Source organism: Magnetococcales bacterium, assembly GCA_015232395.1.
Lineage (GTDB): Bacteria > Pseudomonadota > Magnetococcia > Magnetococcales > JADFZT01 > JADFZT01.
On record JADFZT010000051.1, the window covers coordinates 19,697 to 35,673 of the forward strand.

The 15,977-nt window shown below is 57.4% G+C and carries 14 protein-coding genes; 13 read left to right on the forward strand and 1 reads right to left on the reverse strand.

Annotated elements, in window-relative coordinates:
- Positions 1-167 precede the first annotated feature (167 nt).
- The 8 genes from HQL52_13770 to HQL52_13805 all read left to right on the forward strand — a co-directional run bounded on the left by HQL52_13770 (position 168) and on the right by HQL52_13805 (position 8,804).
- Positions 168-1,199, forward strand: coding sequence for a rod shape-determining protein (locus tag HQL52_13770; protein MBF0370516.1), 1,032 nt, complete (start codon positions 168-170; stop codon positions 1,197-1,199).
- 21 nt (positions 1,200-1,220) lie between these two features.
- Positions 1,221-2,162, forward strand: a complete 942-nt coding sequence (gene mreC / locus HQL52_13775) for a rod shape-determining protein MreC (protein MBF0370517.1) — start codon at positions 1,221-1,223, stop codon at positions 2,160-2,162.
- Positions 2,159-2,695, forward strand: a complete 537-nt coding sequence (mreD, locus tag HQL52_13780; GenBank protein ID MBF0370518.1) for a rod shape-determining protein MreD — start codon at positions 2,159-2,161, stop codon at positions 2,693-2,695. The genes mreC and mreD overlap by 4 nt, the downstream gene beginning before the upstream one ends.
- Before the next feature lie 89 nt (positions 2,696-2,784).
- Entirely contained in the window at positions 2,785-4,641 is a 1,857-nt protein-coding gene (gene mrdA, locus HQL52_13785) for a penicillin-binding protein 2 (protein ID MBF0370519.1), read from the forward strand.
- A gap of 119 nt (positions 4,642-4,760) precedes the next feature.
- Complete coding sequence (rodA, locus tag HQL52_13790) at positions 4,761-5,930, forward strand: rod shape-determining protein RodA (GenBank protein MBF0370520.1); 1,170 nt, start codon at positions 4,761-4,763, stop codon at positions 5,928-5,930.
- A gap of 145 nt (positions 5,931-6,075) precedes the next feature.
- Complete coding sequence (lpxD, locus tag HQL52_13795) at positions 6,076-7,041, forward strand: UDP-3-O-(3-hydroxymyristoyl)glucosamine N-acyltransferase (GenBank protein ID MBF0370521.1); 966 nt, start codon at positions 6,076-6,078, stop codon at positions 7,039-7,041.
- A 9-nt stretch (positions 7,042-7,050) separates the two neighbouring features.
- Entirely contained in the window at positions 7,051-8,208 is a 1,158-nt protein-coding gene (locus HQL52_13800) for a methyltransferase domain-containing protein (GenBank protein ID MBF0370522.1), read from the forward strand.
- Positions 8,199-8,804, forward strand: a complete 606-nt coding sequence (locus HQL52_13805; protein ID MBF0370523.1) for a TIGR04282 family arsenosugar biosynthesis glycosyltransferase — start codon at positions 8,199-8,201, stop codon at positions 8,802-8,804. Before HQL52_13800 ends, HQL52_13805 begins: the two co-directional genes overlap by 10 nt.
- 179 nt (positions 8,805-8,983) lie before the next feature.
- On the opposite strand, the gene HQL52_13810 is transcribed toward HQL52_13805, so the two are convergent.
- Complete coding sequence (locus HQL52_13810; protein MBF0370524.1) at positions 8,984-9,604, reverse strand: SIS domain-containing protein; 621 nt, start codon at positions 9,602-9,604, stop codon at positions 8,984-8,986.
- A gap of 283 nt (positions 9,605-9,887) precedes the next feature.
- Between HQL52_13810 and HQL52_13815 the strand changes: the two genes are divergently transcribed.
- The 5 genes from HQL52_13815 (at position 9,888) to HQL52_13835 (ending at position 15,843) form a co-directional block, all read left to right on the forward strand.
- A complete protein-coding gene (locus tag HQL52_13815) occupies positions 9,888-10,199 on the forward strand; it encodes an Hpt domain-containing protein (GenBank protein ID MBF0370525.1) in 312 nt (103 codons plus the stop codon).
- A gap of 135 nt (positions 10,200-10,334) precedes the next feature.
- Positions 10,335-11,063 carry a response regulator gene (locus tag HQL52_13820; GenBank protein MBF0370526.1) on the forward strand — a complete coding sequence of 243 codons (729 nt, stop codon included), beginning with the start codon at positions 10,335-10,337 and terminating at the stop codon, positions 11,061-11,063.
- Between the two features lie 173 nt (positions 11,064-11,236).
- A complete protein-coding gene (locus HQL52_13825) occupies positions 11,237-11,617 on the forward strand; it encodes a response regulator (protein ID MBF0370527.1) in 381 nt (126 codons plus the stop codon).
- A 12-nt stretch (positions 11,618-11,629) separates the two neighbouring features.
- Positions 11,630-12,079: a D-tyrosyl-tRNA(Tyr) deacylase gene (locus HQL52_13830; GenBank protein MBF0370528.1), complete on the forward strand. Its 450-nt coding sequence runs from the start codon at positions 11,630-11,632 to the stop codon at positions 12,077-12,079.
- A gap of 71 nt (positions 12,080-12,150) precedes the next feature.
- Positions 12,151-15,843 (forward strand): hydantoinase B/oxoprolinase family protein, encoded by a 3,693-nt coding sequence (locus HQL52_13835; GenBank protein ID MBF0370529.1) that lies wholly within the window; start codon positions 12,151-12,153, stop codon positions 15,841-15,843.
- Positions 15,844-15,977: the final 134 nt, after the last annotated feature.

Below are 15,977 nucleotides of genomic sequence, written 5' to 3' on the forward strand. Positions count from 1 at the left end.
ATTGCCAAAGACAGACCGAATCCTGTTCCTTGGTACACCAAATAAGGTATCCGTCATGATCGGTCATTCAGGGCGGGGCAGTTTTTTGCCAGGTCGCAAGGCTACGGATATCTTTATTGACGAGGGAACGATTGGCTATGTTCGGCTTTGGTTGGCTTGGCAAATTGATGGGCAAGTTCTCAACGGACATGGCCATCGATCTGGGAACCGCCAACACCCTGGTCTATGTACGGGGCAAGGGGGTGGTTCTTTCGGAACCTTCCGTGGTGGCGATTCACGAAGGCTCCCGGGGTTCGCGTCGGGTATTGGCGGTGGGTAATGAAGCCAAACGCATGCTGGGGCGCACTCCAGGTCACATCGTGGCCATCCGGCCCATGCGTGACGGGGTGATCGCTGATTTTACCGTCACCGAAGCGATGCTGAAGGATTTTATCCGCAAGGTTCACAGTCAGCGGCGGATCTCCTTCCTGGCACCTGCCCCCCGGATCGTGGTGTGCGTGCCCCATGGTGCGACCCAGGTGGAACGGCGGGCGATCCGCGAATCAGCCGACAGCGCCGGTGCCCGGGAAGTGCAGTTGATCGAAGAGCCCATGGCAGCGGCCATCGGTGCAGGTCTGCCGGTGACCGAACCCACCGGGTGCATGGTGATTGATATCGGTGGGGGAACCACCGAAGTCGCCATTATTTCCCTGGGAGGAATTGTCTATTCCCGCTCCATTCGGGTTGGAGGGGATAAGATGGATGAGGCGATCATTGCCCATGTGCGGCGCAAATATTCATTGCTGATCGGTGAGTCCACGGCAGAAAATATCAAAATTCAGATCGGTTCAGCCTACCCCATGGAAGAGCGCATCGACGTGGAGGTGAAGGGACGGGATCTGGTTAAAGGAGTGCCCAAACATCAAATCATCACCGACCCTGAGATTCTCGATGCCCTCTCCGAACCCATCAATTCCATCGTCGAAGGGGTGCGGGTGGCTCTGGAAAGAACGCCCCCAGAGCTGGCAGGTGACATCGTCGATCGGGGGATTGTTTTGACCGGCGGCGGCGCACTGCTGCGAGGTCTCGATCAGCTCCTCTCCGAGGAGACCAGTTTACCGGTCATCGTCGCTCCGGAGGCTCTCTCCTGTGTGGTGATGGGTTCCGGCAAGGCCCTGGAGGAGTTGGATTCCTGGTCCGACATCCTCATGGACCGGTAACCGCCAACGGCGTCCGATATCGTGCACGCCCTGCTCACTCTCCTGAAAGAAAAACGCCACGGCCTGGTGGCCTTTACGGTCGTGGTGGCCGCTTTTTTTCTGCTTTTTTCCGTTCGTACCGGCTCCCGTGAAATTGCCCCCCTCCACTCTACGGTATTGGAGGTGATGGCCCCCTTGCAGCGTCTTTTTTCCTCCCCTATCCAGGCTCTCCATGACGCCCAGGAGCATGTGGGTGATCTGATGCAACTGGATCATGACAATCGGGCCTACCAGAAGGAATTGGCCAAGCTCAGGCCTTTGGGGATACGCAATCGGGAGCTGGAGCGGGAAAATAGTCGCCTGCGCAAATTGCTCGGCATGCCCGAAGATCCCCGGTATCGTCATATGACCGCCCGGGTGGTGGGGGACTCCTCTTCGGCTTTTGCCCGCTCCTATCTTTTGGCAGCCGGTACCCACCACGGTGTGACTCAGGATACCCCGGTGACGGTCGCTGAAGGGGTGGTGGGGCGAGCGGTGCGGGTGGGAGTCAACAGCTCCCTGGTGCTCTCTCTCCTGGATCTCAACTCCCGGGTGCCGGTACTGGTGGAACGATCCCGAACCCGTGGGATTGCCGCTGGACGCAACGACGGCTCTTTGGGGCTTGAATTTGTCCCCAAGCAGGCTGATATCCGCTCGGGCGATCTCCTGATTACCTCCGGTTTGGGGGGGATTTTTCCCAAGGGATTGCGTGTCGGTCGTGTGGTGGGAATCACGGCAGATGGTCAGGGCCTTTTTCAGCGGATCATCCTCCAGCCTGCTGTGGATTTTGACCGTATCGAAGAGGTGCGGCTGCTTCTGCCTCTGGAGAGCCCGCTATCCCCCGCCGTTATCACCGGTTCTGGATTTTCCCTGACAGCCGACACCCACTCTGCCGATCTCCAACCCGCCAGGGACAAGGCACTGCATCCAGTAGCCACACCGTGATTTCCGCCCTGATCATCCCTTGGTTTCCCACCATCACGCTGATTTTTGCCGTGGCTCTACAAGAGGCCGCACTGCCTTTTTATGCCTGGTCCATTCTGCGTCCCGATCTGGTTTTGATCTGCCTGGTTTACTGGCGGCTTTACCAACCGGATCGGGTAGGGGTGGGGGCGGCTTTTTTGGCAGGGCTGGCGGTGGATGCGGTTTCGGGTACTCCCTTGGGCTTGAATGCCCTCTCCAAAAGCTTGCTGGTATTGCTGGTGGACCATCTGGCCCGGCGGCTCAGGGGGATCGATTTTTTGATCCTGTTGCCGGTATTCCTGCTCCTGGTTGTGTTGGATCAGGCGGTTCAGTGGGGGTTGATGATGCTCATGCAGGGGCCCCAGGTGCGCTGGTCCCTGTTTTTTGGGCGTCCGCTTGCCTCGGTGTTGTTGGCCCCGGTGACGGTGACCATCCTGGTATGGCTCCAGCAGATTTGGGTCGGGGGGGGGGCTGATGCTGTTGACAAGGAAAACACCCCCCTTATCGAGGCCTGACGTGCTCTCCTGCGATTCCCTGAATAGACGTCACTCATCCAGATCTGACCTCCTCTGCTGTCATCTGCTGTCGGGCCGGAGAGCCTGACGTGCTTCCCAACGAAAACGAACAGTTTTTTGTGGATGCCCGTCGCCGTCTGGTCATCATCGGCGCAGGCAACGCGCTGCTCTTTTCGGTGATCGGGGGGCGGCTTTTTCACCTGCAGGTGATGAAGGGGGGGGATTATCGGGATCTGGCGGAAAACAACCGTATCAGCCTGCAACCGGTCCCGGCCTTGCGGGGGCGGATTCTGGGACGTCATGGCCAAATATTGGTGGAAAACAGTCCTGACTACCGTTTGATGGTCACCCCGGAGTTGAGCGGTGGTCTGGAACGGCTCCTACAGCGGCTCAAGCCCTTTTTGGATATGAGTAGTGAGGAGATCCACAAGGTGTTGGATCAGGCGCGGCGCCAATCCTCTTTTTTGCCTCTGAATGTCAAATCCCACCTGACCTGGGCGGAGTTGAGCCGAATTGAGGCGCGGATTCACACCTTTCCCGGGACCACGCTACAGATTCAATCCTTGCGCCACTATCCCTTCGGTCCCTTGGCAGCCCATGTATTGGGTTACATGGGGAGTGTCAACGACAAGGATCGCAAAAAATTTCCTCATATTCCTTTTCGTTCCGGGGATCTGGTGGGCAAGACCGGCATGGAGCGCCGACACGAATCCAACCTGCGGGGGGTGGAGGGGATCCGGGAGGTGGAGGTGAATGCCCTGGGGCGTCAGGTGCGGGAACTGAACCAAACTCCCCCAACCCCCGGGGAAGATTTGCACCTGACCCTGGATACCGATCTGCAAAGGGATGCCGAAGAGGCTATCGGGGACAATGCCGGGGCAGTGGTGGCGATGAATCCCAATACCGGCGAAATACTCGCCATGACCAGTCAGCCAGCCTACGATCCCAACCAGTTTATCCGGGGGTTTAGCGGCAAACAGTGGCGCAAGCTGGTCAACGACCGCCGTCGTCCTCTCTCCAACAAGGCCATCGGCGGGCAATATCCCCCGGGTTCCACCTTCAAGATAGTGGTGGCTCTGGCGGCTCTGGCGGATGAGAAGGTGGATTCCGGGGAGCGTTTTTATTGCGGTGGCCACATCACCCGTCAGGATCATCGTTTTTATTGTTGGAAACGTCGAGGACATGGTCGGATGGATCTTAAACAGGCCCTGGCCCAATCTTGCGACGTCTATTTTTATCGCCTGGCGGAAAAAGTCGGTATCAACGCCATCGAACGCTTTGCCCGTCGCCTGGGTTTGGGGGATTCCACCGGTCTTGATCTGGCTGGGGAGCGCTCCGGACTGGTGCCTTCCCGTTCCTGGAAGCGGGCGCGTTATGGCAAACCATGGTATCCGGGGGAAACACTCATTTCGGCCATCGGTCAGGGCTATATGTTGGCCACCCCCCTGCAACTGGCCAATATGATCGCTACCATTGCCAATGGCGGTACTCTGTTTCGACCCAGCCTGATTCGTCACAAGCCCAATCAACTCCCCGAGGTGCTGGGCTTTGCCAATCTGAATCAGGCGCACCTGGCCCTGGTCAAGGATGGTCTGGAAGAGGTGCTGAACGGTCCCATGGGTACGGCTCTGAAGGCCCGTCCCGAGCATGTCCGGGCTGCTGGCAAGACCGGTACATCCCAGGTGGTTCGTCACCGGCGCAAGGAGAGCGGCAAGGTGATCAAGAGTGACAACCCCCTGCACCGGGATCATGCCCTTTTTGTGGCCTATGCCCCGGTGGATCAGCCTGAAATTGCCATCTCCATTGTGGTGGAGCACGGCGGTTCCGGAGCCTCTACGGCAGCCCCGGTGGCCAAATCGATTCTTGACCGTTACTTTGCCAGAAAAGCGGCTGCCCAAGGGCTGGGGGAGGGGGAAGGGGGAGGAGATGGACAAGGGGGGGCGTGAAGGAAGAGGCCCGATGGGGAAGGGTTGGATCATGAGGGGGCAAGGTAGGATAAGGGATCGATGCGAGGAAAGTGAGTGGCAGGTGGGGAATCATCAGGCCATAGAGAGGGTGCGGGCCAGTGGGGTTTAGTTGGAATAAATTTTTTGGCTTTGATGGGGATGGCTCCCTGGTGCTGGGGGAGCGACTGCAGCGCTTTCCCTGGGTGCTGTTGATATTTCTCACCATTACGGTGTGTGTGGGGTTGGCCACCCTCTATTCGGCAGTGGGGGGGTGGGACAATGTGCACCTGCTGTTGCGCCAGGGGGCTCGTTTTATGGTAGGGCTCGCCTTGATGGCGGTGATTGTTCTCTTTGGCGCTGAAAATCTCTATCGACGCTACGCCTATATCCTCTACATCGTGGTGCTGCTGATGCTGATCGGGGTAGCGGTAACCGGCAGTATGGGCATGGGGGCCAGGCGTTGGCTGGATCTCTCTTTCATCCGCCTGCAACCGTCGGAATTTATGAAGCTGGCTGTGGTATTGGCCCTCTCCCGTTATTTTCACGACCGCTCCGTCTCGGCCAATCTCACCATCAGGGATATCTGGGTGCCACTGCTGATTTTGGCAGCCCCCTTCGTCCTGATCATCAAGCAGCCCGACCTGGGGACGGCGGTGCTGGTGGCAGCGGTGGGTGTGGCGGTGATTATTGTGGCTGGTCTACCCTGGAAATGGCTACTGGCGACCCTGGTTGCCCTGGGGGCTTCGCTGCCCATGATCTGGAACGTCTTGCACGATTATCAAAAACAACGGATCATGACCCTGTTTTTTCCGGAAAGAGACCCCTTGGGGGCGGGATATCACATTATCCAGTCCAAAATTGCCGTCGGATCGGGGGGGCTTACGGGCAAGGGGTTTTTGGGCGGAAGTCAGAGTCAACTCAATTTTTTGCCGGAGCGACACACCGATTTTATCTTTTCGGTGCTGGCTGAGGAGTGGGGTTTTTTGGGCAGTGTGGCGCTGCTTTTTCTCTATGCCCTGATTATCCTGCGGGGGCTTTATATCGCTTCCAGCGCTCACAATCGTTTTGGTTTGCTGCTGGCAGCAGGGGTGACGGCCCTTTTTGGATTTCAGGTGGTGATCAATCTGGGCATGGTGATCGGGCTTCTGCCGGTGGTGGGCATTCCTCTGCCCCTGGTCAGTTATGGTGGCAGTTCCATGGTGACGGTGATGCTCTCCATGGGACTATTGGCCCATGTATCCATTCACTCCAAGCATCACGGCAGGCGCGTGGAACCAGGCGAGGCCTGAAGAGAATGGTGCCGCGTGGCTTCTTTGGGCATGAAATAGATTCAGTTCGCACCTTCTTGAGTGGAGAGATCCCTGCTGTCCGGTGGATCGTTCGGATCGGGCGCTGTTTGTTGGCTACATCCGTCATGGAAAGGGAACAATGGCGATGAAAATATCAGAACTGGGTGATTTGTTGGGGTTGGATCATCAGGGTGAGGAGGTGGAAATCAGAGGGGTTGCTCCCATGGAGAGCGCCACGTCTGATGACCTTTCTTTCATCTCCGAGGCCAAATGGTTGAGCCGCGACAACCAAGCCGGTGCGCTGTTGATTTTGGCGGATTTGGCTGATTCCCACAGCGCCCAGTTGCAGCAGCTGGGGAAGCCTGTGTTGTTGAGCCAGGCGCCAGCGTTGGATGCCGGGCGGGCCGGATTGCTGTTGGGCGCATCTGAGCTAACTGTTTCCGGTATCCACCCTGGGGCCTTTGTGGATGAGACAGCCAAATTGGGGCCCAACGTCTCAGTGGGGCCTGGAGCGGTTTTGGGCGCCGAGGTGCAAGTGGGGGCAGACACGGTGATCCATGCCGGAGCCGTGATTCATGCCCGTTGTATCATCGGTGAACGCTGTATCATCCACTCCAATGGGGTGGTGGGGGCGGATGGCTTTGGTTATGAGTTTGTCGATGGCAGGCATCAGCGCATTCCCCACCTGGGTATCGTGCGAATCGGAAACGACGTGGAGGTGGGGGCCTGCACCACCATTGATCGGGCACGATTTGGAGAGACCCGTATCGGTCATGGTGTCAAGATCGACAATCAGGTCCAGATTGCTCACAATGTCGAAGTGGGGGATCATTCGGTGATTGTTTCCCAGGCGGGTGTTTCCGGCTCGTGCCGGATCGGACCAGGGGTGATTTTGGCGGGGCAGGCGGGGGTCGTTCCCCATGTGACCATCGGTGCCGGAGCCCGTATCGGCGCGGCTACGGGTGTGGCCAAGGATGTCCCGGCAGGCGAGACCTGGTCGGGCTGGTGGGGACGGGACCATCGGAGCAACATGACGGCTATTCTGGCTCTGCACAAGCTGCCAGCCTTCATGAAAACAGTGAAGGCATTCATGAAACAACACGGAGGTTGAAGATTCACCATGACCATGGAGTCCCACGTCAAAGAGCGTTATTCCCAGGGTGCCAAAGAGTTTGAGGCGGCCCTGTGCTGTCCGGTGGATTATGATCAGGATCTATTGAAAATTCTTCCCCGGGAAATCATCGACCGGGATTATGGCTGTGGGGATCCTTCACGATATGTCCGGGGGGGAGAGACCGTTCTTGATCTCGGCTCCGGCGGGGGCAAAATCTGCTATATGGCCGCCCAGTTGGTGGGAAAGGGAGGGCAGATTATCGGGGTCGATATGAACGACGACATGTTGGCTCTGGCCAGAAACCACCAGGGGGAGATGGCCCAGGTGTTGGGCGAGGATCGGGTGCGCTTTCATAAAGGCCGCATTCAGGATCTGGCTCTGGATCTCGACCGCATGGCGGCATATTTGAAAGAGCATCCGGTGACCGATCTGGCCTCTGCTGACGCCTTTCAAGCCTGGCAGGATCAAACCCGCCAGAATAATCCCATGATCCCGGATAACAGCGTCGATCTGGTGGTTTCCAACTGTGTGCTCAATCTGGTGGATGATCGTCAAAAGCGGCAGCTGGTTGAGGAAATCTATCGGGTGGTGAAGCCCGGGGGGCGGGTGGCCATATCGGATATCGTCTCTGACGTGCCGGTTCCGGAAACATTAAAACAGGATCCCACTCTCTGGAGCGGCTGTATTTCCGGCTCCTTTGACGAAGCTGGATTTGTGGCGGCCTTTCAAGAGGTCGGTTTTGTGGGGGTGACCTACGACAAGTGGGATGCAGCTCCCTGGCAGGTGGTAGAGGGAATCGAATTTCGTTCGGCCACCCTGACTGCGGTCAAAAGTCCCATTCACCGCCAGACCGAACGGGGGCACGGGGTGATTTACCGAGGCCCCCTGGCGGTGGTGGAAGATGAGCTGGGCAATCGTTATCCTGCCGGGGTGCGGATTGCGGTTTCTGAAGAGGTCTTCAACCGCTTGGGGGAAGGGGTATTTGCCGATCAGTTTGTTCGTCTCTCTCCGGCCAAACCCCTTTTACCAACACCCTTTACAGCCCCTCCAGGTACTCGGCGTGATCCCGTTATCACCCGAGGAGGTTCAGTGGGCTCCGATGGTGCCGGGATCGCTGGTCTAAAGGGAGACAATGCCTGTACCCCTGGGGGTGGGTGCTGCTGATCTCCCTCAATCTTCTGGGCAAAGCGCCACTGCCAGGTTATGCCAAAACACGCTTGATCCCCCGCTTGGGGCCTGAAGGTGCCGCAGAGGCGCAGATTGCACTTCTCACCCATGTAGCAGGGGTGGCCCGTTCCTGGTGCCAAGCCAAGCCGGAACGTCGCTTCAATCTTTGGTGTGCCCCGGATTGCCACCACACCCTGTTTCAGCAGGTCGCCCCGGAGGGACATCTTTTTCCCCAGCCCCCGGGTCATCTTGGAGAGCGCCTGCAAGTGATTGCCGATTACGGGCTCAAAGAGGCTCGGGGGGTGCTTTTGCTGGGGGGGGATGGGGTTTCGATGACTGGAGCGGTGTTGGATCAGGCCGAGGCGATTTTGAAAAATAACCAGGCGCTGTTGGCTCCGTCAGAGGATGGGGGATATGTGCTTCTGGGTCTCACCCAAACCTCACCGGATCTTTTCAGCCATATTCCCTGGGGCAGTGATCGGGTCGCCCAGGCCACCCGCAGCAAGTTTCAGGCTCTCGGTTGGCCTTGGGTGGAAATCCCCGGGCAGTGGGATGTGGATACCCCGGGGGATTGGGAACGTTTTTCGGGTTAGGGGACTTTATTTGTTAACAGATTGATCATCCAATATTTTTTGTGTAATTCAGTTTTTTTCCCTCTTTTTTCAGGCAGTCAGTGTCGTGATCAGGTCGGTTCTGGTCTTGCCGGTCGGCACACTCCCACCAGCAGATACCCTCCAGCCAATTCAGTAGCCCCCCTTCCCAGCGCCACCGGTTAAAATTTTTCCGCGGCCACTCTGTCCTCATCCATATGTTTTTGACGGATATACTGAGCCAACATGTGCAAAATCGCCTGATGGCTGTCCTCGATAACACCGTAATTATCCGCTTTGATGTGGAGGGGGTATTGGGCCATTTCCCTCAGACGGCCGCCGTTAAAACCGGTGAGTGCCAGGGTGTGGAGCTGGTTTTCCCTGGCCCACTGGGCGGCTCTCACAACATTTTCTGAGTTCCCCGAAGCGCTGATGGTGATCAGAAGATCGCCGGGGGAGGCCAGGCTGGCGAGTTGATGGGCAAAAATGTCGGCATAGTCCATATCGTTGGCGATGGCGGTAATGGATTCGATATGGGCGCTCAGGGCGGAGACCCTGGGTTTCAAGGGGGTATGGGTCCGGACCCCTTTGCCAAAATCGCAGAGACAGTGGTTGGCAATGGCCGCAGAGCCGCCGTTACCACAGGTGAAAATCCATTTTCGTTGCCGGATCACCCCTTCCAGAAGATCAGCAGCGGCTTGCAGGGCCTGATCGTCCAGGGAAGCCAGGGCTTGATGGATCTCCTGGATATAGGCGTGATGAAATCGGCTGATGGAGGCAAATTTGGTCTGTGGAAAAGTCATTTTTACCAGTGTAGAAAGAGGTTTATTCTACCAATATTTATAGCAATTGCTGAACTGTGTAAGCTAGTTTAGATTGTGTTTACCAAGAAGCACCAGCGTATTTTTTTTCTGCTTCTCCCGGGTTTACAAATGGTGACATAGGCCTGGGGGTGACGTTAATATGTTACAAATTGTTGAATTTGGAACCGGTGCTCCTGAGTGGAATGGCAAACGTTCCTGGGGGGGCGAGGGTTCCAAGTACGGGTACCCATTTTCAATCGTTTAAGTGAAAAAGGAGTTTTTCATGGCGTCTTCGCCTGACCGAATCAAGGTAAGCATCGACAGTGATCTGGAGGATATCACCCCGGGCTACCTGGCAAATCGGCAAAAAGATTTGCTGAATCTACCTGAAGCTTTGAAAAACAAGGATTTTTCTGCCTTGCAAGTCATCGGTCACCGGATGAAAGGCTCTGGTGCCGGTTATGGATTTGATGCCATCACCGATATTGGTCGTCTTATCGAAATGGCTGCAAGAGACCAAAATGAGGCGGATATCCAGAAGGGGATCGATGACCTCAGGGACTATCTGGATCGGGTTGAAGTGACTTACGTTTGATTTCAGTGGTGGTCATTTTCCTCGGGGATTTTTGCGGGGTGCGGACCACTTCTTGCGGTTGGGGATGATTCGGTGCATATTCACGACAGTGTCGCCTCAATGCAGTCTGGCCATTTATTATGAAATGCTGAAAACATGTCCTCCTCCTCTGACCACATTCTGATTGTGGATGACGATCCGGAAATCTGCCGGCTTGTCGGAAACTATCTGGAAAAAAACGGGTTTCGGGTCAGTTCCTCCGGGGATGGTCTGGGCCTGAAAAAAATTTTGGACAAGAGCCATGTGGATCTTATCGTCCTGGATCTGATGCTGCCCGGTGAAGATGGGCTCACCTTGTGCCGAAACCTGCGCTCCCGCTCCAACATACCGGTGGTGATGCTGAGCGCCCGTGGGGAGGAGATGGACCGTATCATCGGTCTGGAGATGGGTGCCGATGACTATCTGCCAAAACCCTTCCACCCCCGGGAACTCCTGGCCCGGGTCAAAAGTGTTCTCCGGCGCGCCCGTTCCCTGCCCAACGATGCCCTGGAACAAAACGAAATATTGACCTTTCGCTTTGCCGGTTGGACCCTGGACGGCCCCTCCCGACAGCTCTATACCCCCGATGGCGAGACGGTTCCCTTAAGTGGCAGCGAATTCAACCTGCTGCGCATCTTTCTGAATCATCCCAACCGGGTTTTGAGCCGTGATCAACTCCTGGACCTTTCCCATGGCCGAGAGATTGAACCCTTTGATCGCACCATCGACATGCAGGTGAGCCGGTTGCGCCGACGCTTGGGCGACGACCCAAAAAATCCCATACTTATCAAAACCGTCCGTAGTGCCGGTTATGTTTTTTGCGCTCGGGTGGAAAAAAACAGCTGAGGCGCAACCGGTCCCATCTGAAATGTAAGCGCCTGACGCTTCTATAACAGTCCGTTTTATCGATATCAGAATGCGTGTAAACACGGGGGCTCCACACAGCAGCCTTTTGCCATTATATTGGGCTTTTCAGGCTATTTTTTAATCCAGGCATTCCAGTATCCCAGGGGGGGAGCGTGGCCAAACTGCTGGTCATAGACGATGATGAGGCGGTACGAGTCCTTTTACGCACCATCCTTGAGGCGGTCGGCCATGAAATTTTGGTAGCCGATGGTGGGGATGAGGGGATGCGTCTGCTTGAGTCCACCTCGGTGGATCTGGTGATCACCGATATTCTCATGCCGGAAAAAGATGGCTTGGCAGTGATCCGGGAGCTGGCCGACAGCCATCCCGGGGTCAAAATTATCGGCCTGTCAGGGGGTGGCATGATCCTGAGTGCCAAAACCAGCCTGCAAGCCGCCGAAAAAATGGGGGTCTCCCAAACCCTTTCCAAGCCGTTTACTTCCCAGCAGGTTCTTGATGTAATCGATGCAGCTCTGGCTACGCCTCCTTCTTAAGGGTTCAAAAGCGTGAAAGGATTGGTCCAGCGTGTCAGCCGTGCCCAGGTGGATGTGGGGGGAGAGACCATCGCCCGTATTGATCGGGGCTTGCTGGTTTTTGTGGCTGTGGTGCGGGGAGATGGCGAGCCCGAGCTGGAACGAATGGTGCGCAAGGTAGGAGGCTTGCGGATTTTTCCCGATGAGCAGGGGCGCATGAATCGCTCGGTAAAGGAGATCGGTGGAGAGATCTTGGCGGTCTCCCAGTTTACCCTGGCGGCGGAACTCTCCCGGGGATATCGCCCTTCCTTTGGTCCTGCCGAGGAGCCGGAGCAGGCTGAAAAAATGTTTGACCGATTCGTGGCGGGGCTGAGGGGGATGGATATTCCCGTCTTCTGTGGCGAATTCGGTGCAGATATGCAGGTGGGGCTTACCAACGATGGCCCGGTGACCATTTGGCTCGATTATCCGCCTAAAAAGTGAATCCCCCCTTCGCCGAAAATAGTCACCCCACCGAAAATAGCCATCCCATGGATGGAACCTGGAAGTTTGCCGTGGATCGGGGGGGCACCTTCACCGATCTTATCGCCATCGATCCCCAGGGTCGCCACCACCCCCGCAAGCTTCTCTCCCAGTCTGATCAATACGACGATGCCGCGATTGAAGGCATCCGCCGATTTTTAAATATCCCCCCGGGAAACCCCCTGCCCAGGGAACGCATCGCCTGGATTCGCCTGGGGACGACGGTGGCCACCAACGCCCTTTTGGAGCGCAAGGGGGAGGCGACGGGGTTGGTCATCACCCACGGCTTTCGGGATCTTCTGGAAATAGGCGACCAGCAGAGACCGGACCTGTTTGCGCTCAACATCCAAAAACCGGAGCTGCTCTACAACTGCGTGGTGGAGGTGCAGGAGCGCATGGGGGCGGATGGGGCGGTGATTACCCCTCTGGATGAAACCCGGCTGCTTGAGTCGTTTTCCCAGCTTCGGGAGCAGGGGATTACTTCGCTGGCTATCGTGTTTCTCCACGCCTGGAAAAATCCCCAACACGAGGAACAAGCAGCCCGGCTCGCCCGCTCTTTCGGTTTTACCCATATTTCGGTTTCCCACAAAACCCTCTCCCTGATTCAGATTGTCGGACGGGGCCGCACCACCCTGGTGGATGCCTACCTCACCCCGGTGTTGCTCGACTATGCCCGGGGGGTACAAAAATGGACCGGGGAGATTCCGCTACTGTTCATGAGTTCTTCCGGAAGCCTGCTCCATCCGAAAGGGTTTACCGGCAAGGATGCCATTCTTTCGGGACCGGCTGGCGGGGTGCTGGGGGTGGCTGGAGTGGCGGAGGAGGCCCGGGAGGGGGAGGTGATCGGTTTTGACATGGGGGGCACCTCCACCGATGTCTGCCGCTATGATGGCCAGCTCACCCGGGTGCTGGAAGTGGAGACCGCTGGGATTCGCTATCAAGCCCCCATGCTGCATGTGGAGACCGTCGCGGCTGGTGGGGGCTCCATTCTTCATTTTGATGGCCGCAAGCTGGCTGTTGGGCCTGACTCGGCCGGGGCGGATCCGGGGCCTGCCTGTTATGGATTGGGGGGGCCTGCCACCATCACCGATGCCAATCTGTTGTTGGGGCGGATTGTGCCCCGTTTTTTTCCCCAGGTGTTTGGCCCGGGGAGGGATGGCCCGCTGGATCCTGAAGCGTCCCGAAATCGTTTCGAAGCGCTCTCCCGGGAGGTGCTGGCGGCGACCGGGGAGTTGATGAGCGTGGAGCAGCTGGCGTTGGGGTTTGTCCGCATCGCCAACGAAACCATGGGGCGCCCCATCAAAGCCCTCTCCATTGCCCGAGGGTTTGACCTGCGCCACCACGGCTTGATCAGCTTTGGCGGGGCTGGGGGGCAGCACGCCTGTGGTATCGCCCGTCATCTGGGCATTCAGCGCATCCATATTCACCCCCTGGCAGGTCTCCTCTCCGCTTATGGCATGGCGCGGGCCAGCCATCGTCGCAGCCGGGTGGTGACGCTTTTGGGGCGGGTGGATCAAGAGATGTTAGCCGGTGCGGCCCATCGGGCTGATCAGGAAGCGGCCATTCTCAGCCAAAAGATGTGTGAGGAAGCGGGGCTTGCTCCAGAGACGCCCATCGACCAACGCATCGAGGTGGATCTCAGAAGCTTGGGGGCTGACAGCCACCTGACTATTTCCTTCAGCCCCGATGTGGCGCCATTGACCCAACGCTTCCAGGAGGCCCATCGGCAACACTATGGATTTGATCCTCCGGATGGGGCATTGGAGTTGGTGAACCTGCGGGTAGAGGTGATCGAAGCCAAGGAGCCGGGGAGGGATGGTGGACCCTTGGCAGCAGATTCCCAGATATCCCCTCCCAGCACTGTGGTGTTTTCAAGGGCTCCTCCGAAACCGATTACTCAAGTCTCGGTTTGGTTCGAAGGGTTTGAAACCTCTCAAGAGACACCGGTTCATGAGCGCTCTTCGCTTAGGCCTGGGATGAAAGTCACCGGCCCCCTCCTCATCTGTGAGCCCCACTCCGTGGTTGTGGTGGAGCCTGGTTTTGATCTCACGGTGAGCCGGATTGGGGAGAGTGGGGAGGTTTTGCTGACCTTGCTCTTGAAACAGTCGATTCGGGAGAGGGTGACCACCCGCCTGGATCCGATTTTGTTGGAACTGTTCAATCATCGCTTTATGGGGATCGCCGCTCGCATGGGGGAGACTTTGGCCCGCACCGCTCATTCGGTGAATATCAAAGAACGGTGGGATTTTTCCTGTGCGCTGTTTGATGGTCAAGGTCGCTTGATCGCCAACGCTCCCCATATCCCAGTCCATCTGGGGGCGATGGGAGAGACGGTGCGTTATTTGATTCGGGAGCGGGCAGGAGAGGATTCGGAAACCGGCGGCATCCAACCGGGGGATGTTTATATCAGCAACGATCCCAACCGGGGGGGCTCCCACCTACCCGATGTGACGGTGATCTCTCCGGTATTCCGTAACGATCAGCCCCTGTTTTACGTCGCTTCGAGGGGCCACCATGCGGATATCGGCGGCATCGTCCCCGGCTCCATGCCCCCCTTTGCCAGGCGCTTGGTGGAGGAGGGGGTGGTGTTTTCAAATCTGCTTGCGGTGCGGGGGGGCATGTTTCTCGCTGAGGAGGTGGAAAAAATTCTCAACACCCCCCCCTATCCCGCCCGCAATTTAAAAGAACGGCTTTCCGACTTGAAGGCCCAGATTGCCGCCAACAATCACGGTATCGAGGAGCTGAACCGGCTGTGTGACCACGCGGGGGATCCAGTGGTGACAGCTTATATGGACCACATGCGCCAAAACGCCCGTTCTGCCATGGCAGAAGCTCTCTCCAGGCGGTTGGGGGAGGCTGAGATCTGGCAGGGACGCTTTCAGGATCGGATGGATGATGGTTCGGTGTTGGCAGTGGGGATTGAGGTGAGCCGGGATGCTTCAGGAAACCCCAAAGCCCGCGTCGATTTTTCCGGCACCGCTCCCCCCCACCCCCAAAACCTGAACGCCCCCCCAGCGGTAGTAAGAGCAGCCGTTCTCTACGTGTTTCGCACCCTGATTGCGGGTGAGATTCCCCTGAACGATGGTTGCTTGGAGGCGATTGAGATCCACATCCCCGAAAACACCATGCTCAACCCCGGCCCGGGGGTGGCCGTCTCCGGCGGCAATGTGGAGACCTCCCAAAGGGTGGTGGATGTTCTCTATGGAGCGCTGGGGGTGGCTGCGGCGTCCCAGGGGACGATGAATAATTTTCTGTTCGGAGCCCCGGATGGCCAAGGTGCGCAATATTATGAAACGATTGCTGGCGGCTCGGGGGCGATCCAGGGCGGGGCTGGCGCCAGCGGCGTACAAGTCCACATGACCAACACCCGCATCACCGACCCGGAAGTGCTGGAATACCGCTTTCCCCAAATCCGCCTGGAGGGTTTTGCCCTGCGAGAGGGTTCAGGTGGCCACGGCCGCTGGCCAGGCGGGGAGGGGGTGATCCGCAGCTTCCGTTTCAACACCCCCCTCACCATCACCCTGCTCAGCGAACGCCGCAAGCTATCCCCCTTCGGCCTGGCAGGCGGAACCCCAGGAAAACCCGGAATAAACCGCCTGATCCACAACGACGGCTTCAAAGAAACCCTCCCAGGCCGCTATCAGGGGGAGGTCAACCCCGGTGATCGTTTGGAGATTCATACGCCGGGCGGGGGTGGGTTTGGGGAGTTCAGGAGAGATAAGTAAATTTATGGTCAGATAGAGGAAATAGGTAAGGTGTCCCCCCAGGGACACGTCAAGCTTCAAGGCATCCTCTTGAAAATATTGACGTTTCAATCAAATCCATAATCGGAGTCAAGAGAGGCCAAAATGCAAAGTGA